Raw genomic sequence first — 20,966 nt, forward strand, 5'->3', positions numbered from 1 at the left:
GAATTACAAAATGGGCAGTTCATCATGTTCTGCCCATTCATGCCAGGAACCCACATAAATCGCCACTTGCGGATAACCCGCCAGTTTTAATGCCGCCAGCACGGTGGCGGCGCGTGCGCCGCGATGGCAGTAGACCTGCAACTGTGCACCCCGTGCCAAACCTGCCGCTTCAGCTCGCTGGGCGATTTCCGCAGCGGTACGAAAGCGGCCATTTTCCAGCACATCTTCCCAGAACAACAGGCGGGAATGAGGGATACGCCCGGCGCGATGGCAGCAATCGTGCACGAAGCTGCCATCAAATTCTGACGGACGCCGCGCGTCAACGTTGATCACCGTTTTGCCATCAGCGTTGATGACCTGATGACGGCTGCTGACCCAGCGGCTGTCCCAACTTACGACAGCGTGTTCTGAATTTTGTGTGACGGTGTAACTTAATCCCTTGCCGGGTTCCAGGTCGTCACCTGTCTCCCGCCAGGCATCCAATCCACCATCGAGAATCAATGCATCGTCCCGACCCAATAGCCATGCGAACCAGGCACCGCGCGGCGATCGCATCCCCACCTGCTGTTCAAAAAACACCGGTGTTGCGGCCGGATAGCGATCAAACAACGGTTGCAGCGCGGCGGCAGCGTCGGCTGCCATCGCCGCCAACCCGGCAGGGGTGCTGTCGGCGATAAAATAATCGTAAACGTTGCAGTGCTGCGCACCGGGCAACGTATTGGCCTGCCATTCGGCCACGTCACGCACATCAATCAATAAAAAATGTTCGCCGCGTGACTGTCTCAGCCGCAGCGCACTGGCCTTAATGATCATGCGTGACCCCATTAAATAATGTTTGCCAGTTTCCAGGCTGCTGCTGCTCGGCCGCTGTCAGCACGCGGGCGGCGAGGGCGATATCGAAAACGTTCAGCCCGAAGGAGGAGAAGTAGACGCTATCGGTAGCGTCGGGTCGCCAGCCATCTATCACCAGCGAGGTGAGATCGGCCGCGACTTCGTGCTCGGCGAATTCCCCCGCACGGAACATCTGGAACAAACTTTTGGCGCTGCGCTGGGCGAAATCGCCCCATGCATCCACCACCACCTGGCGGCTGGCTTTGATCGCGGCAAAGCTTACCTCGTGATAGCCTACCTGGATTATCAGGCGGCCCGCACGTACCGCAGGCGCATCGACAATGGGCTGCGTCGCGCTGGTACAGGTGATCACCGCGTCATACGGTTTTGCCAGTGCCGCGTCGAGATCGGGCTCGGGGGTGATGCCGTTAAGGCCTGACATATTTTCCGGCGTGCGATTCCACACGCCGATTTGCGACAGCGTCGGAAACAAGGTCTGCAACATACGCAGATGCGCCCGGGCGTGAAAACCGGCACCCAGCAGTAACACGCGTTTTACCGCACGGGGCGCGGCATATTGCAATGCCAGCGCGCTGACGGCAGCGGTACGCGCGGCAGTTAATGCGCCACTGGCAACCAGGCCGCGTGGCACGCCACTGGCGGCATCGTTGATCAGCGTTACCGCCAGGGCGGCAGGTAGCGCATCGGGTCGCTGCGGGCGGTGGGCGGTCCACTTGACGCCCGCAGCGTTAAAATGTCCGCCAACCCTGGCGGGAAGTGCATAGGCTTTGCCGAGCGGTGTCGCGAGGTCGATATGGTTTTCGGCAGGCATCTGCGTTTCACCGGCGCGCATTAGCGTGACAACGTCACGCACATCGGCCAGCGCTAATGCCGGATCGTCGCCGCCGAGCAGCGCCACCGTGGCTTCGTCCAGCACGCGCATTTATTGCTCCAGCAGCCGGTCGGCAAACGGATAGAGCGCGGGAGAACCACCGCAATGCACGAACGTCACGTTGGCACCTTGCGGAATACGCCCCTGTTTAACCAGCGATATCAGGCCGTGCATCGCTTTGCCGGTGTAGACCGGATCGAGCAACACGCCTTCCTGCTGCGCCAGTTGGTAAATGGCGTCGATACCGCCGGCTGATGGGATGCCGTAAGCTTCACCGACATAGCCATCTTCAATCCAGATATCGTCGGGTTGCCACTGTTGTGGCCATTGCAGCAAATCAGCACAATCCTGCGCCATGCCTGAAATACGCGGCTGGAACCAGTCGGCTTTGGCACTGACGCTGATGCCGATCACTTTTGTCTCAGGCCAGTAACGGCGCGTGCCAACGTGCAGTCCCGCGAGGGTACCGCCGGAACCGGTCGGTGCTACCACAAAATCCGGCACCGGGGCGGCGCGCTCAGCAAGCTGCGCGCTGATTTCCTCAACCGCACGTACATAACCCAGCGCGCCGAGCGGTGTGGCACCGCCCAGTGGGATGATCATCGGCTTCTCGCCGCGGGCGCTGGCCGCATCGGCGTGCGCCTGCATCGCCCCTTCGATCTGGGTGAAATAACCGTCCGGGTCGAGGAATTGCACCTCGGCTCCGAACAGCTTATCGAGCAGCAGGTTGCCCTGCCAACTGGCAGGCGGGTTGCCGCGCAGCACCAGCACCGGACGCATACCAAACTTACGCGCCGCCGCTGCTACCATACGGGCGTGGTTTGACTGATGTCCACCGGTGGTGATCACCACGTTGACGCCCGCCTGGCAGGCCTCTGCCATCAGGTACTCCAGCTTACGGACTTTGTTGCCGCCGCCGCCGAAGCCGCTGTAGTCATCACGTTTGATGGTGAGATTTATGCCTAATACCTCCCCAAGCCGCGGTAGCGGCTCCAGCGGCGTGGGGAAGAACCCCAACGGCACGCGTGTAAACTCATCGACTGTCTTCATTAAAATTACCTGTAATATTTTGTTTTAGTACTTCTCTGGTGTTTCCCTGGTGTGGCGCGACCCGACCAAAGGTCGAGTCAGAAAATGCGGTGAGCCACAGGCTCAGCGACTGCTGGAAGCGCTCCAGTCCAGTCAGGGTGACAAATTCGTTTACGGCGTGGGCGTTGCCGCCGTGCCCCAGGCCGCCAATTAAAAAAGCGGGGGCGATGGCAGCGAAGGCATACGCCGGGGCGCAACCCGGTGCCCACGGCCAGATTTGCGGCTGTGCGCCCAGCGTCTGATAGCTGGCGATCAGTTCATCGACGCCGCTGGCGTGACGACCAAAGCGAATTCCCGGATAGCGATCAACCAGTTCCAGCCGGGTGCCGGTCAAATCCGGCTGTTCAAGGCGCTGCTGCGCGGCTGCAATCATCGCATCCTGATCAAACGCGGGCGGGATACGGAAAGCCAGTTCGGCGCTGGCCCGGAACGGGATCACGCCACGACCACCGACCGGATCGCTGTGCAACTCGGCCAGCGTCAGCACGGCGCTGCCGAGCAAGGTTTGCAAACAAGTGACCGCGTCACCGGTAATCATCAGACGCTGGCTGCGGCGGAAGCGCAGCTCATCATCGATGCTGAACGACTGCGCCAGCGTTGCCAGCAGCGCGTTAGCCTCGGCATCCGGCGCGATGTAGCCCAGTACACCGCTGTCAGCGGCGGGGGCGATGGCGTCCAGCGCCTGCACCAGACGCCAGGCGGGATTGGCTATCCATCCGGCGTTACTGGCGTGAATGGCGGAGGAAGGGCCACCCCAGTCGCCGCCGTTGACGCTTAAGCGTCCGGTGGCGAGGCCGGTAAAGCCGAGATAGACGCGAGGTGCGCCGCCGCCATATTCGCACAGCGACGGAAACAGTACCGCCTCAGCCGGTGCCACCGGACAGGGCTGTTGCGCGAGGTAACGCCGCAGCGTGCCGCTGCCGATTTCCTCTTCGCCTTCCAGCAAGATTTCGAGGTTGACCGCCAGTTGGTCGTTCTGCAACAACTCCCGCAGCACAATCAACATCCCCGCCACCGGACCTTTGTTGTTCTCTGCACCGCGTCCGACGAACACATCGCCCAAATCGTCCCAGTGGCAGACGCCACCGACAAAGGGCGGCACATCCCAGCCCGCGTCATCCGCAGGCATCACGTCGTACATGTTGTACAGCACCACGGTTTTGCTGGCACCGGTATCAATACGGACATGCACCACCGGCGGCTTGTCGGCTGCCTGGCTGGCAACCGGATAAATCACGCGGGCGTTCAGGTGCGTCACCATCCAGGATTCGAGCCACGCGGCCAGGCCGTGTTGCGCGTCAAGCTGTCCCGACACGCTTGGCCAGCGTGTCAGTTCACTCAGCAGTTCCAGGGTGGCGTCGAGTCGGTTCACAGGCGGATCCTCGGGTTCAGCACCAGATACAACAGGTCGATCAGCAGATTAATCACCACAAACACCAGCGCGGCCAGCAGGACGATCGCCTGTACCAGCGGGAAGTCGCGGTTTTGAATCGCCTGAATCGCCAGGCGACCAATACCCGGCCAGGCAAAGATAATTTCTGTCACCAGCGCGCCGCCGAGCAGCGAAGCGAAGTACATACCCTGCACCGTCACCACCGGGATCAACGCATTACGCAGGCCATGTCGCACCACGATGCGCCACTGACTCAACCCTTTGGCACGCGCGGTGCGGATGTAATCCTGTTGCAGCACTTCGAGCAGGCTGGCACGCGTCAGACGTGCCACTGCGCTCATATAAAAGGCACCGAGGCTGACGGCGGGCATAATCAGCGCAGTGAAACTGCCGTAGCCACTGGAGGGCAGCCATTGCAGATGCAGGCTGAAAAATAAAATCATCAGCAGTCCGAGCCAGAACACCGGGATGGCCTGACCACTGAAGGCCACCAGGCGGCAGATCAGATCCCAAAAACTGTGCGGGCGCAGCGCGCTGATGATGCCGAGCAGCAGGCCGAGCAGGGAACTCCACACCAGCGCGCTGACGGCCAGTAACGCCGTCGCAGGCAGACGTTCACCGATTAATGCCAGCACCGGCTGGCTGTAGCGCAACGATTCACCAAAATCGCCCTGCAACACGCCACTCAGGTAGTGGCCGTACTGCCACAACAGTGGGCGGTCAAAGCCCATGCTGTGACGAAAGGTATCAATCTCCTGCTGGCTGGATCCGGGGGGCATCATCAGCGCAGCCGGGTCGCCGGTCAGGTGCAGGCTGAAGAAAATCAGCAGCGATACGCCGAATAACACCAACACCGATTGTCCGAGGCGATTGAGTAAAATGTTCAGCATATTAATCCAGCCTCGTATGGGTGCGGCGCAGCAGGGCGTCGCCCAGCAGGTTGCAGCCAATCACCAGCGCGGCGATCACCAGACCGGGATACAGCACCAGCCACTGTGCCAGCAACATATACGAACGACCTTCACCGATCAGATTGCCGAGGGTGGGCGTCGGCGGCTGAATGCCCATGCCGAGAAAACCCACTGAGGCTTCCAGCACAATCAGACGCGGAATATCCAGTGTCAGCAGCACCACCAACGGGGTGAGCAGATTAGGCAGGATATGACGCAACAAAATACGCAGTGGCGAGAACCCCATCGCTTTCACCGCCTGGATGTATTCCAGCTCGCGAATTTCCAGCGTTTTGGCACGCGCCACGCGGGCGTAGATCGCCCAACTGGTCACCCCCATGATGACGATAATGTTGGTGGTGGACGTTCCCATCAACGCAATCACCAGCAGGATCAGCAGGATAAAGGGCACCGCCAGTTGGATATCGATCAGGCGCATAATCAGGGCATCAACCCAACCACCGGCATAACCGGCAATCATGCCAAGCGCCACGCCGACCACCGCACCAATCGCGGCGGCCAGCACCACCACCAACAGCGACAGGCGCGTACCGGCGAGGATGCGCGAGAGCAGGTCGCGGCCCAGTTGATCGGTGCCGAGCAAATGGCCGCCAGTGCCTGGCGGCAGGAACATCTCGGTTAACTGGTTGGTTAACGGGTCCGGCAATGGCAGCCACGGAGACAGCAACGCCGCCACGATCACCACCAGCAGCAGCGCGCTGCCGATGATGGCATCACCGTAAAAAATACGGCGTGGCCGACGTTGTAAGGCTGCTGCCGGGTTAATCATTTCAGCCTCAGATCAAACAGCGGGATACGGGCATCGACACGGCCTTTAAAGGTCAGTGCGTCGCTGTGCGCATACAGCGTGTCTTCGCGATACAACGGGATCAGCGGCTGCTGTTCAGCAACGCGTTGCTGAATCTGTTGCAGCAGCACTTTACGTTTCGCGGCATCCACCGTCTGGCGGCTCTGATCCAGCAACTTATCCATTTCAGGATCGTTCACCGTCGAGTAGGGTTCGCCGCTGTGCAGTATCGGGAACAGGGCGGCATCGGCGTCCAGTGTCTGGGTCGATCCCCACGCCAGCATATACATCGGGGCTTGCTTCTGCGCCGCGACCTGCTGGGTATAAACCGACCATTCAGGCACTTCGAGCTGGGCTTTGACGCCGATCGCTGCCAGATCCTGCACGATCGCCTGGGCGACATCCGCGCTGGCGATATAACGGCGTGGTGCCTGGAAGCGCAGAGTAAAACCATTCGGATATCCGGCCTGCGTCAGCAGGGTTTTAGCTTTGGCGACATCCTGGGTGGTGGCGGGAACCGCCAGATAACCGAAATCATTGGCTCCCGCCATAGTACCGGTCGGCGTGCCGTAGCCATGCAGCAACTGCTGGGTATACGCCTGACGATTCAGCGCCAGCGACAGTGCCTGACGTACACGCACGTCGTTCAACGGTTTTTCGTTGTTTTTCAGACCGAGATAGATGGTTAACCCACCGCCTTTAACCTGCTCCAGCGCAACGCCAGGGCGATTTTTCAGCGCGGGCACCAGATCGGCAGGCACGCTTTCCACCAGTTGGACTTCACCGGTCAGCAATGAGGTGATACGGGCGGTGGCCTCCGGGATCGGACGCCAGGTGACGCGGTCAATGGCAGGTTTGCCACGCCAGTAAGCGTCATTGGCGACCATCACCACTTTTTCGTCCGGGATAAAGGTGTCCAGCTTGTAAGCACCGCTGCCAATCGGTTTGCGCGCAAATTCGCTGGCACCCACTTTTTTCACATAAGCGGGCGGGACAATATAGGTCGGATACCGGCTCATGCGGGTTGGCAGCAGCGGATCCGGACCGTTAGTATGGATCAACAGTTGATAGTCGTTGACTACCTCGACCGATTTAATGGTGCGGATGTAGGAGATGGTCGGTGCGTGGTTGGCGGGGTCAAGAATGCGGTCAATGGAGAATTTTACCGCCTCGGCATTGACCGGCTCGCCATCGGTGAAATTCACCCCTTTGCGCAGGTTAAATTGCCAGGTGGTGTCATTGATGGCTTTCCAGTCGGTCGCCAGGCCCGGTTGCAGCGACATATCATCGGCGCGACGTACCAGGGTATCGAAAATATTATCCACCAGCGTGGCGGCTTCTTTGAGAAAGCCGGGATCCATAGCCGTGGCTGATGCGGGTTGGGCGATGGTCAACTCTGCCGCCTGCAAACTGGCGGGTAACAGGGCAAAAAGCAATGCGGTGGTAGCAAACTTCACTGCAGGTAGTCTCATAAACTTCATCCCAAAATGCATTCGGTAACGTAGTGAAAAGAGTGTTGCTGTGTTGATCGTGCTTCGCTTGTTTTGTAATACATGATATATCCTATAGCGGGACGTTTTGGCAACAAAACATTTAAACTTCTTACCATTTGCACAATCCGGGAAAGGAAAAAACGCATGATTGAGATGGAAAAAGCACAGCGACTTAGCCTGACTGCCCAGGTAGAAGCCACGCTGCGTAGCGCCCTGATTGTCGGTAAGCTCAAGCCCGGTGCGCGCCTGGTAACGCGTGATCTGGCGGCCCAGCTAGGTACCAGCATCACCCCGGTACGCGAGGCGTTACTGCGTTTGGTTTCGGCTGGTGCACTCAATGCTACTCCGGCAGCAGCGTTTTTGGTGCCGGAAATGACACTGGCGCGATATCAGGAGATCACTCTGATACGTAAGCAACTGGAAGGGTTAGCGGTGCGGATGGCGACACCGAATATCACGAAAAAACAACTTTCTGAGCTTAAAAAATTGTGCGATCGCTTTATGCAGGCCAAGTTGAGTGGGGAAGTTGAAGCTGCGTTGGAGGCCAATCGTGCTTTCCGCTTTACCCTGTATGGGTATGCAAAAATGCCCACGTTGTTGCTGCTGATTGAACAACTGTGGGTGCAGATTGGGCCTTGCCTGAATTATCTCTATCCGCAATCGATGGAAATGGCCAAAGGACATAATTACGATCACCTGCTGGAGGCGTTGCAGACCAAAGATGTGGTGCTGGCGGAGCAGGTGGTGATGAAGGCGATTGATGACGGCGCGGCGATTTTGCTGAGGACGTATTTTGTTTGATGATTTTCTGGGGCGTGATAAATCGCGCCGCTACAAAAAAAGTTAAAACTCGTAACGGAACCGACACGCAACTATCGTGATTTCGCCATCACTGACGCTGTAAACCAGACGATGCTCCCGGTTTATACGACGTGAATAAAGGGCAGGGTTTTTGTAATGCCTTAACCGTTCAGGTTTACCAATACCCTGCAACGGATTCTCATGAGTGGCTTTGATCAGCTCTCTGACGCGTTCAAACAACTTTGGATCATTCTCTTTCCAGTAGTTGTAATCTTCGGCACCACGTTTGGTGAATAAAGTTTTCAAACGTCGATTTCAACCAGATCGCCCTTGTCCAACTCGTCAAGCGAGGCATTCAGATGTGCGGCATTAGCAGGATTGCTGAACAGATACAGCGTTTCTATCATGGCGTCATATTCTTCTGCATCAATCATCACCACATCTGGTGCATCGCGACGTAAAATGCGCACGGGTTCGGCATTATCAGACACGCGCTGCATTGTATCCGCGAAATGGTTGCGTGCTTCCGTAAACGTTAGTGTATGCATGATGGTCGCTCTTTAATGAATGTGGCCTGGTATGATCATAAATATGTACGTATATAAGTACAAGAAAACTTAACTCCCCCAGCGGCTACGCAGATAATTCACCGCCTGCTGCGTTTGCGGCTGATTAAGGTAGTTTTCTCTGAACAGAATCGTGCCGCTGATTTGCGGCAGTGATTCATTTAAATCCAGCTGTTTTTTCAACTCCGGCACACCGCCGTTGACCGTCCAGTCAGGTTCACTCTTTGAGGGTTCACCCACTTTATACAATGCCACGCCGATATAGAGGCGGGTATGTGTCGGTTTCACCACATTCGCCCACCAGTTTGCCAGCACATCATAGCGCGCCGCCTGACGTGAGAACGGCCAGTAAATTTGCGGGGCAATATAATCCAGCAAGCCCATTTGTACCCACTGACGGGTGTCGGCAAAAGCCTCATCATAAGCTGCCGCACCTCGGGTATCGGAACCGGAGGGATCATGCGACAGGTTGCGCCATACGCCAGCCGGGCTGACGCCAAACTCGACACTGGGTTTCAGCTGTTTAATGGTGCGAGACACCTGCTCGATCAACAATTGCGTATTGTGACGTCGCCAGTCGGCTTTGGACGCAAATCCCTGACCATATTGGCGGAACGTCTGGCTATCATTCAGGGCAGATCCCGGAGATTCCGCGTAAAAATAATCATCAAACTGCACCCCATCGACCGGATAATGGCTAACCACTTCCGCCACAATACTGGTGATCCAGTCGCGTGCCGCGGGTATGCCAGGGTCAAGCACAAAGCGATCGCCGGCAGTACGGATCCAGTCACGATGCAACACAAACACACTGGCAGGATGAAGCGACAGGGTGGCGTTCAGTTCAGCCACGGTGGATGGCTTGGTGTTGACTGAGACGCGATAGGGGTTAAACCAGGCGTGCACTTTCATGCCACGCTTATGCGCTTCGTCCAGAATAAATTGCAGCGGATCATAACCAGGGTCGGCACCGATCTTACCGGTCAGCATATCGGACCAGGGCAAAATTTTAGAAGGCCACAGCGCAGTACCATCCGGTTTTACCTGGAAAAATACGGTGTTGATACCCAGGCTCTTTAACTTATCCAGTTTTTCGGTGAGCGCTTTTTGCTGCTGGCTGATGCGGCTGGCGGCACTGCTGGCATTCACCGACGCGACCGGCGGCCAGTCAAGGCGTGAAACGGTTGCCAACCAGACGCCGCGCATCGGTTGCTGATCGGTTACCGGTTTCGTCGGTAAAGGGGGCTGCGCAACGGTCGGTAGCGGGGTGACCAGTGATTTTGGCGGTTGTGACGTGCAGCCAGCAACTGCCAAAGCGACCGCGACAAGCCAGCCACTCCTTTTCAGCGAGAGGGTGATGATAAGCTCCGGTTATTCTGATGATCCTGTAAAAAGGACATTTTCTGAGTTAGGCGATCAAAGTCAAGCCGGGCGCAATGCTTTTCGTACATGGACAAATTCCGCACAGTTTTATACCCACTTTGTACAGGCTGAGGCATGAGCAGGAGGTGGAGTTACCGGCATGCCGGTAACTCTTTTGTATATTACGATGTGAGTTATTAACCATAAGCCAGAGTAGTCACGGTGCGTTTATCAAATTTTGTTATTTTTCCTGGATTAGGGTCGTTATCAGATATTTTATGCAGAACGCTGATTTCTGTACCATCAGTGCCATCCCATTCGATGACAAATTCATATTTTATCGCATTCACGAATAACTCTTGATCTGTTTGCGGCATATTGGACGCAAAGCCAATTTTTAATTTATGCTCAGGATCAAGTGGAAGGGGTTTATCCCCATTCGTCGGGTCATTCAAATGCAGATTCTCCTGTGCTTTTTTCTCACTGTTATAAAATCTTGCAAAAAAAGGATTGTTAAACCAGTTGGCGAAATTGGCATTCCCTCTATCGACTTCTTCATTTCCGGTATAAATTTGACAGGAGATATTACAAAAGGTCTTTTTTGTTGGTGTGACAAAAACCCCCTGGGCTTCATGGATAAATGCCAGATAATTTATAGAGTTAGGGTTGTCATTGACTCTTTGTAATTCCAGTACAAATCTTAATGTGCATATTACAGTGTCCTGACTCATATTTCTTACCTCTCAATTCAATGCATTGGTTTTGGCTCATCGACTGTCGGAGTCGGTAGGGACGCTTGCAACCCGGATCGAGATTGCAGGAAGGATTCTAGCCACGCTCTGTGAGTAATACATGCGAAGCGCGGAAAAAGCTGACTGACATCAACTGATGTCTATTTTATTGTATTTAATGGATAATCAGGTATTCATCAAAAAAACATCATAATTAAATACAAGTGGGAACAATGGCTGGTGGTTTTACATTTGGCAACCAATTAAAATACTTCTACATGAGGCGGCGGCAACGAGACGAAATGTAGTCCATCAACGACAAGATTAAGGACAAATACGATGAGCGATAAAAAAATGATTTCAATCGATCAATTCAATCCTGAGGAGCGGTTGGCGGTTGACGAGGTGCTAAGGGGATTGGTGCAAAAGTATCGCCAGCGCACCGGTAAGGAACCGGACGTAAAAAAAGAGAAGGAATTCACCGCCGAGGCACGACAGCAAATCATGGCGCTGAAGCAGGCGAAAGAGAAAGCGCTGGCAGAGAAAGCGAAAAAGAAACCGTTGAAAAAGAAAAAACCGGAGTCGCAGGCGGCCAGTGAGGTCAGTGACTTCAACTGGTCGGCCTCGGTGATGAAAGGGCGACGTTAACTCAACAATCCCGCGCCAACATTCACCGACAATCCAAGAATCGCCAGATTAAAGACAAACGAAATCACCGACTGAAGCAGCGCAATCTGGCGAATGTCGGTGGTGCCGGTAGCCACATCGGCGGTTTGTGCTGCCACGGCGATGGTGAAGGAGAAATAGAGAAAATCCCAGTATCCCGGATTGTCCGGTTTCTCCGGAAAGATCATCGGAGTGACCTTATGACTTCGGTGCAAATAGTGATGATGGGCGTAATGCAGGGCGAACGATGTTGGTAACAAAGCCCATGAAACCACCAGGGTGCTGGCCGTCAGCAGCAGATGTAACACGCGAGGCGTGCCGGTAAGATGTTTTAACGAGGGCAGCTCGATAAGGATAGCCATCAGACTGACCAGACAACCCAGCGTCACCAGGCTTAGCACCAATGTCGCGCTCTCATCCTGTTGTCTGGCGATCTGCGGAATATCTTTCACGTCGGTACGAAGCATGCGTAGCCAGACGAGGATCAAATACAGCCACGCCAGTACATTCCAGCCGATCAACAACCGTTGCAGATAACCCAGTTGGGCAGGAAGCAATAAAAAGCACAGTATCCCGGCGGCAATAGAAACCAGAAAACGCAATCGGGTGCGTAGGTGAGTTCGGAAAGAAAAATCCATTGTTATTTTTGCCCGACAAAATAAGCGTATAGATTAACTATAGGCGTGGAGGGCAGCGTAATGTCCCTCCACGCCGACAATCACACATCCAGCCGATGAATTACATTTACAAACTCGTGCACACCGCGATTAATCTCTCGCAGGCTGCGTGACAAATCGCTGATTTTATCCTGTTCCGACACCACAAAATGTTTAACCTCATCCAGTTGGTGATACATCTGCTGGATCAGCCGTGCATTTTCCTCTACGACCTCGGTGATTTTATGTGTGGCGGTAGCGGTAGAAGCCGCCAGTCGCCGCACCTCGCCTGCGACAACGCTAAATCCACGTCCGGCCTCTCCCGCTCTGGCCGATTCGATGGCGGCATTCAGCGCCAGGATATTGGTTTGTGAGGCAATCAGGTTAATGGAGGCGACCACTTCGCTGATACTTTTCGCTGACGCGCTCAATTGTGCGCCGATCTCAGTGGCGGCGTTAACCTGCACCGACACCAGTCCGGAATTACGGACAGTCTCTTCAAGTACCTCGTTGGCGTTATGGGTAATTTGTGATGTCTGTTCTGAAGTGGTTACTGCGATGTCTGCCACCCGTTTTGCTGCCTCGACGCGAGCGGTGATATCCGAGGCGATTTTGATCACCTTGTAGACCTTGCCGTCAGCGTCGAATACCGGGTTGTAGCTGGCTTCAAGCCAGATGCGTTCACCACTGGCGGTTTTACGTTCAAAGCGACCGACAAAGTGCTGACCCTTGGCGATTTTCTGCCAGAAGTCCGGATTTTCACGGTAAAAATTGTCATAGCAGAACAAACGGTGATGTTTGCCGATAATCTCCGGCAGTGTATAACCCATATGCGTAAGGAAATTGTCGTTAGCCGTGAGAATATGGCCGTCGGGAGTGAATTCAATCACGGCCATAGAGCGGTCCAGCGCCGTGATTACCGCTTCTTTTTGCTCCAGTTCCTGGTGCCGCGCGGTGATATCGCTTGCCACTTTAATCACCTTGTACACCTTGCCTTTATCATCGCTGACCGGAAAATAAGTGGCGCTGAGATAAAATCGCTGATGCTGATGGTTAAAGCGTTCGAAAATACCGGTTACTGACTCACCTGAGGCGAGCCTCTGCCAGAAGTGGCGATATTCCGCCGTGTGGGTGTAAGCAGGGCTACAGAAAATCCGGTGATGTTTGCCCTGGATTTCTCCCAGGTTGTAGCCGGTAACATCGAGAAACTGCTGGTTGGCGCTGAGTATTTCGCCATCGGGCAAAAACTCAATCCATGCCACATGTTGTTTGATCGCCTCAATATCCTTCGCAATGCCACCATCTCTGGAAAAATGCAAAAAAGAGCCCGACTTTTTAACACCAAACATAAGACACCCCAGGAGGTTATCGTTATCCCGATTAATAAATCGCGAGCCGAATCTGACGGCTGCGCATGATTTTCCCTGCCGGACACTTGATCATCCGCCTGACATGGCGAAAGAGGGGTCTCTGCTGCGCAAAGTGCGCAGGCCGGGATGTGTTGATCGTCCTTTGTCTGGTGTTGTGTAAACGAACTGAGAGTAAACTGAAAACATCGTCCCACATTTCAGTATCGGCAGAAAACACAGAAACTTCATGAAAATTTTAGAGGCATTGGTGGTGATAAGTATTGATTATAGTGAAAGTTCTTACTTTTCTGGCTGAGGGAGAACCAGTCAATTTTAATCCAGACAGGGATGCTGACCATGAACACAATTACCCGTTCGCTCACGCAACTTCATCATCTGACACAGGAGATAACGAGAGATCATAAGCTGAGTTATAAAAATATTTCAAGAATGCACAAGGTTATCACTTCAATTGCTAACTCTCGTGCGTCCATGTCGTCATCAGAGTCAAATAAAATCAATGAGGAATTGCAATATTCATTTTTTAAGGCCAAAAATACTTTATTCCACAGTGCTTCGCATAAAAAATCTGATAAGAATGAAAGACTAAACAAGATTGCCGCTAAGATTGAGATGAGTGATTGCACTAAAGAATTCATATCCAGTAAGGCGAAAATATTATCGGAAGGGATTGAGGAACAAAATAAATTAAATAAAGTTATAAACGAATCAATGCGTAACAGCTTATATATCGTCGATGACGCAATAAACATGCTAAGAAAGCATAAAAAGAAAGCGCTGGTAATTGTTGAGAAAAACATGGGATTAAAGGCAAAAAACTCACAAGAAAGAAAAGAGTTGATTTCCCTTGTTAAGTTAAATATCGAACAATATAGTGGGTAGATATCAGAGTATATTTCTGAAAATGGTAAAAATATCACTACCTTTGCAAACAATAGTAATGCACCTCAATTTGCCACTGCATTTAAATTCCTTAAGCGGATCTTTATTGGAGATCAATTTTCCACTTTAACACTTTACAAGCAATCAAGAATTTTTATTCATGAAGTTTCACATCTTTTCGGCAGTAATGATTTTTGGTATGTGCATGATTACTCTGGTGTGTATAAGGAAGGCAGAGAAGAGGTGCAATACTTATCCGAAATGTCGAGTGAGATTTCAAAAAGCCTCAATATCGCTCACATCAATAAAAATCGGGAGATGGATTTTATTAAAGCTTCTGGAGAGAAAAGCCTGGAAGATGCCGTTAGTAAATTTCATACGGACGTCGATTTCAAGAAAGCTGTCACAATTAATAATGCTGATACAATATCAATATTAGCAATGGAGTTGCATTACGCTTTTTTAACTTTTTCGGATAATGCTGCTGGTACATGAAGTGACAGGACTTGCAAAAAAATAGTGTCGTTACGTAAATTCTGAGAGAAACGCAGGGGGATTGGGCGGGAGATTTTGCGTAGTGCTGCCAGGTGTGTTCTGGTTATTCCGTAGCGGCGCGATTTATCGCGCATCATCCAGCAGTGGTGACGTAAAACCTGCGCGATAAATCGCGCCGCTACGGGAGAGGTGGTATTTCGGGATTAACGGGATATCGTATTTAACATAATCATGATTATGCGAAATCAATGTATAGAAGCAAAGCTGACTTAGCCGTTATGAGCTAAACTAACCTGGCCGCTTCGGGCTACCTGCTGAGGAACCTGATATGGCGGCTTCTGGTGCGGAGTTTTTTACGATGAACGAAGTTAACCGGCTTAAAATGATCCAGGACGTTATTGACCGGCGGCTCACTACCCGTCTTGCCGCAGAACGCCTCGGGATCTCCGACAGACACTGCCGCCGCCTGCTTCAGCGTTACCGCGAAGACGGCCCGCTCGGCATGGCTGACCGGCGGCGCGGCAAGCCCAGCAACTATCAGCTGCCTGAAGGCCTTGCTGAACATGCCATCCAGATCATCCGCGAACGTTATGCCGACTTCGGTCCGACGCTGGCCTGCGAAAAACTGGCCGAGCTTCACGGCGTGGTGTTATCCAAAGAGACAGTGCGTAAGCTGATGATACTTTCCGGTCTCTGGATCCCCCGCAGACTGCGTGCACCGAAGATCCAGCAGCCACGCTGCCGACGCGCCTGTGTCGGCGAACTGATACAGATCGACGGCTGTGACCACCGCTGGTTTGAAAACCGTGGCCCGGCCTGCACGCTGCTGGTTTACGTCGATGACGCGACCAGCCGCCTGATGCAGCTCCATTTTGTGAAATCAGAGTCCACGTTTACCTATTTTGAAGCCACACGCGGCTATCTGGAGCAGCACGGCAAGCCGCTGGCGTTTTACAGTGATAAAGCCAGTATCTTCCGCATTAACAACAAAAACGCGGCCGGCGGTAAGGGACAGACTCAGTTCGGACGTGCAATGAACGAACTCAACATCACCGGCATCTGCGCCAACACCAGCTCAGCCAAAGGACGCGTGGAACGCGCCCATCTGACATTGCAGGATCGCCTCGTTAAAGAGCTGCGTCTGCGCGGCATCAGCACGCCGGATGCGGCCAATGCCTTCGCAGATGAGTTCATGGCCGATTACAACCTCCGCTTTGCGAAGGCTCCCCGGCATGATTTTGACGTTCACCGGCCTCTCGATGCAGACGACGATCTTGAGGCGATTTTTACCTGGCGTGAGCCGCGCAAGGTCTCAAAATCGCTGACGGTACGTTACGATAAGATGCTCTGTCTGCTTGAAGATAATGAGCAGAGCCGCCGTGTCATCGGTAAATATCTGGACTCCTGGCAGTATCCGGACGGTCACGTCGAACTCAGAAGTAACGGAACGGTACTTCCCTACTCTGCTTACGATCGCCTGTCTGAAGTTGACCAGGGGGCCATCATTGATAATAAGCGGCTGGGTCACGCGCTGGCGGTGGCTAAGCTGATGCAGGATAAGCGCGATAACACGCGCTCACAGGCACTTCCTGCCGGAACAGGCCCGGGCCGGAGGGTCGGGAAGAAAGACCCGAACAAAAAACGGCAGCGGGCAATAAACGAAGATGATTTACTGGAAGCCGTGAATGATTTACAGACGCGCGGTAAAGAGATATTTGGCGGTTAAACCCTGTGTTTAACCTGAACAACGGACAACTCAGCTTGGCCTGAACCCGGTCATCTGTGCTTAGGTTCAACACAATGTTGTTACTCCAAAGCGCTAATGTCGTACGGGGAGATGCGGATGGGAGATGCGGATGTCGTCCCTGAACTAACCTTAGATCTCCTCAGACTCAGCTCAGGATGCAGACTTTATGTTGGTGACCATGACAGATAAAGATCTTTACCGGCTCGGCATCATTCAGCGCGTTCACGACCACACTCTTCTGCAGCGTGAAGCAGCACGCCTTCTCGAACTCACGGTTCGTCAGGTGCAGCGTGTTCTGCGGCGTTACCGTGAACACGGTGCGGCGTCGATTGTCTCTGCCCGCCGCGGACGTCCCGGCAACAACCGCATTCCCGAAGATTTACGATGCGCCGCTCTGCAACTCATCCGGCAACACTACGCGGATTTTGGGCCAACGCTGGCCACCGAGAAGCTGCTTGAACGACACGGTATTCCGGTTTCCGTTGAGACTGTCCGCAACTGGATGATCTCAGACGGACTCTGGCGGCCGCATTCACGGCGTCAGGCTCACATTTATCAGCCACGACACCGGCGCGACTGTCTCGGCGAAGTGCTGCCTGCTCGTGTACGTTGACGATGCCACCGGCCGCCTGATGCACCTGCGCTTCTGCGATTCGGAGTCAGCATTCGATTATATGACAGCAACGCGGGAGTATATTGATTTGCATGGAAAACCCGTCGCATTCTACAGCGACAGGCACGCCGTTTTCAGGGTTAACGGTACGGACGCACGCCGCAGCGGTACCACACAGTTTGGCCGTGCACTGCGCGACCTCAGCATAGAGCTCATCTGCGCCAACAGCAGCCAGGCCAAAGGCCGCGTGGAGCGCGCCAACCAGACGCTGCAGATTTCATCACTATTCCTAATAATAAATACGCACATCTGGAAAATGTATCCTTCATTATTCCATTTGAGTCATTATCGTTTCTTAATAAGTCGCTTTATCGGTTTTCACATCCTGTGAAATTACATTACCGCAGCCAGATCACTGACGTAGCACATCAATAAAAAGCGAGTAAACAGCATCTAAGCTGCCGGTGAGAATTTTAGATTTTAGGTTAGAAGTCTTCCCAGGTATATATTGATGATTTAGTTATTAACGAATATTTATCAATAAGATATGTGCTATTAATCATAAAAAAATCGAGAGAGCCAAGGCATTAATCATAAATGGTTACTTTTTTCCAGGGAAAATTAAGCTTGTGTGTCACTGTGAAATTTTCACTGATGACGCGGGTGAAATAGAAATGGGGTTATGTCACCTATTATCATAATAAGTTTTTTATATGACACGAACGTTAAATTAACCCTACTTTAACAATACACACTTATCTCGATCATAAGAATGGATGTCATAATGTCTGTGGTCACATGTTCCCGTAGCTCTCATGCCTCTGTTGTTTTCTCAGCGACCGACAATAATGCTTCTAAATTGCGTTCATTGACCTTCGTGGCCAATACCGCAGACGCCCAATATTCTGGTGCCAGGATTACACGGCAACGATCGTATTCATCTCCGGCCCAAATCAGCGGTTCATTAACCGAGTCGCAAGCTAGCGGAGGCAAGGACTTTATTGTTATTGATATACCAGAACAGGAAACTGAACTGCCCGCTGTTCAGTCTTCTCATCTGTTAAGCAATATCGGTAATGTTGCCGCACGTAGCCTGGCCTCGGTTGCGGTGTCTACCGGGGTGCGTGAAGTGGTCAGACGCGTGGTGCTCCCGGCGGTGGCACCTGCCACGCTCAGCGCATTGGCGGTTGGCTGCGGTACGGTATCTCTGGTAATGCAGGGCGGAGCTCTGGCCTGGGATTGTTATCAGGGAAGACAGACCACACAAAACGTTTGCGCGCGTGTGGGAAGCATCCTGTTGGCAGGCGGCTCGATGATTGGGTTGGTATGCAGCGGCGGATTGTCCCTGGCGGCGGCACCCTTAATCTCTGCCGTGGTGGTGTATGTCCCGATCCGGGATTTCATTCAATATTTTCTGCCACTGCGTGACAATGTCACTTCAGAGGTGGATTTTCGCGCTGTTCTCAGCGCAGCGGCAGCGTATGCCGTCAACCAAACGGCCGTCAGTCTGGGGATGATAAAGTTTGCCGATGTGCTGGAACCGCTGCTTGGCCCGGTCACGGCTAATATCGCTGCCGTGACCAGCCTGAATTTTCTCGGCGAAACCGCAGAAGAGTTAATCACCCGCCACATCAAAGCCTGGTACGCTGGCGAGCCAGACCTGCGGATAGATTTGCATCCACGTTGCGCCGAGGAGGTTACCTGGCAAAGCGTATGCGACACCTTTACCGATCCGGTCGCTGGCCGGGCCTCATTATTCACGGCAGGTTTTGCTAACTCCTTTGCCATCCCCGGCGGTGACCTGGCAGCCAGTGGCGCTGTTGGCCTGACGCTGGGGGTGGGTTTTCCGCTGTTCACCTATAGCGCCGATCATCCAACCCCGTCGACTCCTGTGGTGTCAAATCGCCGCGAGATAACCACCATCGACATAGATTACCTGTCCGGTGAGATACTTTGACGCATCGGAGCAGAGGAAAATGGCGGTGCCAACCAAATCATCCAGTTCACCAAAGCGGCCAAGCGGGATTTTTTGCAGCATCGCGGTGCACCAGACGCTGTCTTCATAGAATTCGGCGGTCAGATCGGTGCTGAAATAACCTGGCCCGAGGCCATTTACCCGAATCCCCTGCCCGGCCCACTCCGTTGCCAGCGTGCGGGTTAACCCCGCCAGCCCCGATTTCGAGGCACCATAGGCGGCCGCTCCGGGCACACCGACTTCGCTGGTCAGCGAACAGAGATTAAGGATCGCCCCGCCGCGCCCCACCATACCGCGTGCGGCAGCCTGAGCGACGAAAAACGCGCCTTTCAGGTTGGTATCCATGATGCGTTGCCACAGCGCTTCATCGACGTCGAGCGACGGGCACAGTTGCTCAGTCCCGGCGTTGTTGATCACCACATCAAACGGCGGCAGGCGGGCAAAAAAATCGCGGATCGCCTGTGGTTGTGAGACATCCAGCGGCCAGGCTTCGGCTTGTGGATCGATCTGACGCAGCGCGATCAGCGCGTTATCCAGCGTGGCCGCATCGCGCCCACACAACGTGACCTGTGCGCCCGCCTGCGCCAGACCCGACGCCAGCGCAAAGCCTATGCCGCGTGAGCTGCCTGTCACCAGCGCGCGTTTTCCCTGGAGCGAGAATCGTTCTAATCCTTTCATGGGGTGATCACCGTTTTTAACCAGGGGCTGCGACCAGCAATCAAATGTGGGTAGATGTCCGGCACGTCATCAAGGCCGATGGCAGGCGCGACCAGCGTCGCCAGTTTATCCGCCAACTGTGGCAGCAAGGCCAGCGCCTGACGTTGTTCATCACGAAACACGCTACACCCCACCAGGATGATTTCCCGCTCCACCAGGCGGTTCATATCGAAATCCGCTGAATGGTGGAATAACCCCACCAGCGCAACCCGTCCCCCGCTGCTGATCTCTTCCACCAGCTGGCTTAATACCGCATTGATCCCGGTGGCCTCCACGGCAAAATCAAACGGGCCGGGTGGCTGCAACGGAATCAGGTTTGCCAGCCGCTGGAAACGCTCGGTGTTCGGCTCAACCAGTTGCACCTGGCAATGCGCCACCTCGTGCAGCAGCAAGGCGACCAGCCCGCCGATGGTGCCCCCCCCGGCGACCCGCACCCGCGCCCCAGGCGCAAGCTGCAACTGGTTCACCACCCGCAGCGCCACGCCCAGCGGTTCGCTGAGCACTGCAATCTGCGGCGGTAAATCGTCTGTCACCCGAAGCAATCCGCGCGCCGGTAACAAGGTTTGCTCGGCGAAGCCGCCATCGCACACTTCCCCGACAAAGCCCAGCTTCTCGCACAGGTTGAAGTGCTGCCGGGCACAGGCCGGGCACTCACCGCACCAGACGCGGGAGTCTGCCACGACCCGATCGCCCGGACGAAAATCGCTGACGTCCGGGGCGCAAGCCATCACCTCGCCCATCAACTCATGGCCCGGTGTCACCGGCAGATGGGCAAACCATTTGCCGGTACGGTAGTTATGTAAATCGGAACCACAAATTCCCGCTGCCAGCACACGGATCTGCACCTGACCTGGCGCCAGCGTGGGGGCAGGAACCTCCGCCACGCTCAACTGCTCAATGCCTGCTAACCGCACAGCTTTCATGCCGTC

Annotated in this window: 21 protein-coding genes and 1 pseudogene; 7 read left to right on the forward strand and 15 right to left on the reverse strand. The window is 54.1% G+C overall.

The window, feature by feature from the left end; genetic code table 11:
- Positions 1 to 3: 3 nt before the first annotated feature.
- The 7 genes from AC6I8T_RS24265 to AC6I8T_RS24295 are packed head-to-tail and all read right to left on the reverse strand — an operon-like array spanning position 4 to position 7,435.
- Positions 4 to 813, reverse strand: coding sequence for a sulfurtransferase (locus tag AC6I8T_RS24265; RefSeq protein ID WP_497834613.1), 810 nt, complete (start codon positions 811 to 813; stop codon positions 4 to 6).
- Positions 803 to 1,774, reverse strand: a complete 972-nt coding sequence (locus AC6I8T_RS24270) for an ornithine cyclodeaminase (RefSeq protein WP_497834614.1) — start codon at positions 1,772 to 1,774, stop codon at positions 803 to 805. The genes AC6I8T_RS24265 and AC6I8T_RS24270 overlap by 11 nt, the downstream gene beginning before the upstream one ends.
- Positions 1,775 to 2,773, reverse strand: a complete 999-nt coding sequence (locus tag AC6I8T_RS24275; RefSeq protein WP_208726820.1) for a 1-aminocyclopropane-1-carboxylate deaminase/D-cysteine desulfhydrase — start codon at positions 2,771 to 2,773, stop codon at positions 1,775 to 1,777.
- Positions 2,757 to 4,184, reverse strand: a complete 1,428-nt coding sequence (locus AC6I8T_RS24280) for a M20 family metallopeptidase (RefSeq protein ID WP_497834615.1) — start codon at positions 4,182 to 4,184, stop codon at positions 2,757 to 2,759. The genes AC6I8T_RS24275 and AC6I8T_RS24280 overlap by 17 nt, the downstream gene beginning before the upstream one ends.
- Positions 4,181 to 5,095, reverse strand: coding sequence for an ABC transporter permease (locus AC6I8T_RS24285; RefSeq protein WP_208726822.1), 915 nt, complete (start codon positions 5,093 to 5,095; stop codon positions 4,181 to 4,183). Before AC6I8T_RS24285 ends, AC6I8T_RS24280 begins: the two co-directional genes overlap by 4 nt.
- 1 nt (position 5,096) lies before the next feature.
- On the reverse strand, positions 5,097 to 5,945 hold the full coding sequence (locus AC6I8T_RS24290) for an ABC transporter permease (protein ID WP_021185401.1): 849 nt from the start codon (positions 5,943 to 5,945) through the stop codon (positions 5,097 to 5,099).
- A complete protein-coding gene (locus AC6I8T_RS24295) occupies positions 5,942 to 7,435 on the reverse strand; it encodes an ABC transporter substrate-binding protein (protein WP_497834616.1) in 1,494 nt (497 codons plus the stop codon). The genes AC6I8T_RS24290 and AC6I8T_RS24295 overlap by 4 nt, the downstream gene beginning before the upstream one ends.
- Before the next feature lie 165 nt (positions 7,436 to 7,600).
- Between AC6I8T_RS24295 and AC6I8T_RS24300 the strand changes: the two genes are divergently transcribed.
- Positions 7,601 to 8,257, forward strand: a complete 657-nt coding sequence (locus tag AC6I8T_RS24300) for a GntR family transcriptional regulator (RefSeq protein WP_497834617.1) — start codon at positions 7,601 to 7,603, stop codon at positions 8,255 to 8,257.
- 42 nt (positions 8,258 to 8,299) lie between these two features.
- Here the strand turns inward: AC6I8T_RS24300 and AC6I8T_RS24305 are convergent, their stop codons facing one another.
- The 4 genes from AC6I8T_RS24305 to AC6I8T_RS24320 all read right to left on the reverse strand — a co-directional run bounded on the left by AC6I8T_RS24305 (position 8,300) and on the right by AC6I8T_RS24320 (position 10,916).
- Positions 8,300 to 8,563 carry a Txe/YoeB family addiction module toxin gene (locus tag AC6I8T_RS24305; RefSeq protein WP_497834618.1) on the reverse strand — a complete coding sequence of 88 codons (264 nt, stop codon included), beginning with the start codon at positions 8,561 to 8,563 and terminating at the stop codon, positions 8,300 to 8,302.
- Positions 8,560 to 8,805: a type II toxin-antitoxin system Phd/YefM family antitoxin gene (locus AC6I8T_RS24310; protein ID WP_208726827.1), complete on the reverse strand. Its 246-nt coding sequence runs from the start codon at positions 8,803 to 8,805 to the stop codon at positions 8,560 to 8,562. The genes AC6I8T_RS24305 and AC6I8T_RS24310 overlap by 4 nt, the downstream gene beginning before the upstream one ends.
- Before the next feature lie 69 nt (positions 8,806 to 8,874).
- Positions 8,875 to 10,170: a glycoside hydrolase family 10-like protein gene (locus AC6I8T_RS24315; RefSeq protein WP_036627086.1), complete on the reverse strand. Its 1,296-nt coding sequence runs from the start codon at positions 10,168 to 10,170 to the stop codon at positions 8,875 to 8,877.
- A gap of 212 nt (positions 10,171 to 10,382) precedes the next feature.
- Complete coding sequence (locus AC6I8T_RS24320) at positions 10,383 to 10,916, reverse strand: hypothetical protein (RefSeq protein WP_497834619.1); 534 nt, start codon at positions 10,914 to 10,916, stop codon at positions 10,383 to 10,385.
- Between the two features lie 339 nt (positions 10,917 to 11,255).
- Between AC6I8T_RS24320 and AC6I8T_RS24325 the strand changes: the two genes are divergently transcribed.
- Positions 11,256 to 11,564: a hypothetical protein gene (locus AC6I8T_RS24325; RefSeq protein WP_021185406.1), complete on the forward strand. Its 309-nt coding sequence runs from the start codon at positions 11,256 to 11,258 to the stop codon at positions 11,562 to 11,564.
- Here AC6I8T_RS24325 and AC6I8T_RS24330 read toward each other — a convergent pair.
- Both AC6I8T_RS24330 and AC6I8T_RS24335 read right to left on the reverse strand, forming a co-directional pair.
- On the reverse strand, positions 11,561 to 12,220 hold the full coding sequence (locus AC6I8T_RS24330) for a DUF1345 domain-containing protein (RefSeq protein ID WP_497834620.1): 660 nt from the start codon (positions 12,218 to 12,220) through the stop codon (positions 11,561 to 11,563). The genes AC6I8T_RS24325 and AC6I8T_RS24330 overlap by 4 nt on opposite strands.
- Before the next feature lie 80 nt (positions 12,221 to 12,300).
- Complete coding sequence (locus AC6I8T_RS24335) at positions 12,301 to 13,587, reverse strand: methyl-accepting chemotaxis protein (protein ID WP_497831742.1); 1,287 nt, start codon at positions 13,585 to 13,587, stop codon at positions 12,301 to 12,303.
- 357 nt (positions 13,588 to 13,944) lie between these two features.
- Between AC6I8T_RS24335 and AC6I8T_RS24340 the strand changes: the two genes are divergently transcribed.
- The 5 genes and pseudogenes from AC6I8T_RS24340 to AC6I8T_RS24360 all read left to right on the forward strand — a co-directional run bounded on the left by AC6I8T_RS24340 (position 13,945) and on the right by AC6I8T_RS24360 (position 19,302).
- Positions 13,945 to 14,490, forward strand: a complete 546-nt coding sequence (locus tag AC6I8T_RS24340) for a hypothetical protein (protein WP_497834621.1) — start codon at positions 13,945 to 13,947, stop codon at positions 14,488 to 14,490.
- A gap of 201 nt (positions 14,491 to 14,691) precedes the next feature.
- A complete protein-coding gene (locus tag AC6I8T_RS24345; RefSeq protein WP_497834622.1) occupies positions 14,692 to 14,985 on the forward strand; it encodes a hypothetical protein in 294 nt (97 codons plus the stop codon).
- Positions 14,986 to 15,313: 328 nt separating this feature from the next.
- On the forward strand, positions 15,314 to 16,711 hold the full coding sequence (locus AC6I8T_RS24350; RefSeq protein WP_208725606.1) for an ISNCY family transposase: 1,398 nt from the start codon (positions 15,314 to 15,316) through the stop codon (positions 16,709 to 16,711).
- 199 nt (positions 16,712 to 16,910) lie between these two features.
- Positions 16,911 to 17,619 (forward strand): annotated as a pseudogene (locus AC6I8T_RS24355) (ISNCY family transposase); the annotation flags it as partial.
- 510 nt (positions 17,620 to 18,129) lie between these two features.
- On the forward strand, positions 18,130 to 19,302 hold the full coding sequence (locus AC6I8T_RS24360; RefSeq protein ID WP_497834623.1) for a hypothetical protein: 1,173 nt from the start codon (positions 18,130 to 18,132) through the stop codon (positions 19,300 to 19,302).
- Here AC6I8T_RS24360 and AC6I8T_RS24365 read toward each other — a convergent pair.
- Together AC6I8T_RS24365 and AC6I8T_RS24370 are read right to left on the reverse strand one after the other, a co-directional pair.
- Positions 19,243 to 19,998 (reverse strand): SDR family NAD(P)-dependent oxidoreductase, encoded by a 756-nt coding sequence (locus AC6I8T_RS24365; protein ID WP_497834624.1) that lies wholly within the window; start codon positions 19,996 to 19,998, stop codon positions 19,243 to 19,245. The genes AC6I8T_RS24360 and AC6I8T_RS24365 overlap by 60 nt on opposite strands.
- Positions 19,995 to 20,960 carry a zinc-dependent alcohol dehydrogenase gene (locus tag AC6I8T_RS24370; RefSeq protein ID WP_497834625.1) on the reverse strand — a complete coding sequence of 322 codons (966 nt, stop codon included), beginning with the start codon at positions 20,958 to 20,960 and terminating at the stop codon, positions 19,995 to 19,997. The genes AC6I8T_RS24365 and AC6I8T_RS24370 overlap by 4 nt, the downstream gene beginning before the upstream one ends.
- Between the last annotated feature and the right edge of the window lie 6 nt (positions 20,961 to 20,966).

The sequence above is a fragment of the Pantoea sp. X-Soil-OKNW-556 genome (assembly GCF_059730695.1).

What these genes read in the sequence shown, in the direction of transcription:
- AC6I8T_RS24265 (WP_497834613.1), bottom strand. Translation starts at nt 813, where the DNA reads ATGATCATTAAGGCCAGTGCGCTGCGGCTGAGACAGTCACGCGGCGAA.
- AC6I8T_RS24270 (WP_497834614.1), bottom strand. Translation starts at nt 1,774, where the DNA reads ATGCGCGTGCTGGACGAAGCCACGGTGGCGCTGCTCGGCGGCGACGAT.
- AC6I8T_RS24275 (WP_208726820.1), bottom strand. Translation starts at nt 2,773, where the DNA reads ATGAAGACAGTCGATGAGTTTACACGCGTGCCGTTGGGGTTCTTCCCC.
- AC6I8T_RS24285 (WP_208726822.1), bottom strand. Translation starts at nt 5,095, where the DNA reads ATGCTGAACATTTTACTCAATCGCCTCGGACAATCGGTGTTGGTGTTA.
- AC6I8T_RS24290 (WP_021185401.1), bottom strand. Translation starts at nt 5,945, where the DNA reads ATGATTAACCCGGCAGCAGCCTTACAACGTCGGCCACGCCGTATTTTT.
- AC6I8T_RS24295 (WP_497834616.1), bottom strand. Translation starts at nt 7,435, where the DNA reads ATGAGACTACCTGCAGTGAAGTTTGCTACCACCGCATTGCTTTTTGCC.
- AC6I8T_RS24300 (WP_497834617.1), top strand. Translation starts at nt 7,601, where the DNA reads ATGATTGAGATGGAAAAAGCACAGCGACTTAGCCTGACTGCCCAGGTA.
- AC6I8T_RS24310 (WP_208726827.1), bottom strand. Translation starts at nt 8,805, where the DNA reads ATGCATACACTAACGTTTACGGAAGCACGCAACCATTTCGCGGATACA.
- AC6I8T_RS24320 (WP_497834619.1), bottom strand. Translation starts at nt 10,916, where the DNA reads ATGAGTCAGGACACTGTAATATGCACATTAAGATTTGTACTGGAATTA.
- AC6I8T_RS24325 (WP_021185406.1), top strand. Translation starts at nt 11,256, where the DNA reads ATGAGCGATAAAAAAATGATTTCAATCGATCAATTCAATCCTGAGGAG.
- AC6I8T_RS24330 (WP_497834620.1), bottom strand. Translation starts at nt 12,220, where the DNA reads ATGGATTTTTCTTTCCGAACTCACCTACGCACCCGATTGCGTTTTCTG.
- AC6I8T_RS24335 (WP_497831742.1), bottom strand. Translation starts at nt 13,587, where the DNA reads ATGTTTGGTGTTAAAAAGTCGGGCTCTTTTTTGCATTTTTCCAGAGAT.
- AC6I8T_RS24340 (WP_497834621.1), top strand. Translation starts at nt 13,945, where the DNA reads ATGAACACAATTACCCGTTCGCTCACGCAACTTCATCATCTGACACAG.
- AC6I8T_RS24350 (WP_208725606.1), top strand. Translation starts at nt 15,314, where the DNA reads ATGGCGGCTTCTGGTGCGGAGTTTTTTACGATGAACGAAGTTAACCGG.
- AC6I8T_RS24360 (WP_497834623.1), top strand. Translation starts at nt 18,130, where the DNA reads ATGTCTGTGGTCACATGTTCCCGTAGCTCTCATGCCTCTGTTGTTTTC.
- AC6I8T_RS24365 (WP_497834624.1), bottom strand. Translation starts at nt 19,998, where the DNA reads ATGAAAGGATTAGAACGATTCTCGCTCCAGGGAAAACGCGCGCTGGTG.
- AC6I8T_RS24370 (WP_497834625.1), bottom strand. Translation starts at nt 20,960, where the DNA reads ATGAAAGCTGTGCGGTTAGCAGGCATTGAGCAGTTGAGCGTGGCGGAG.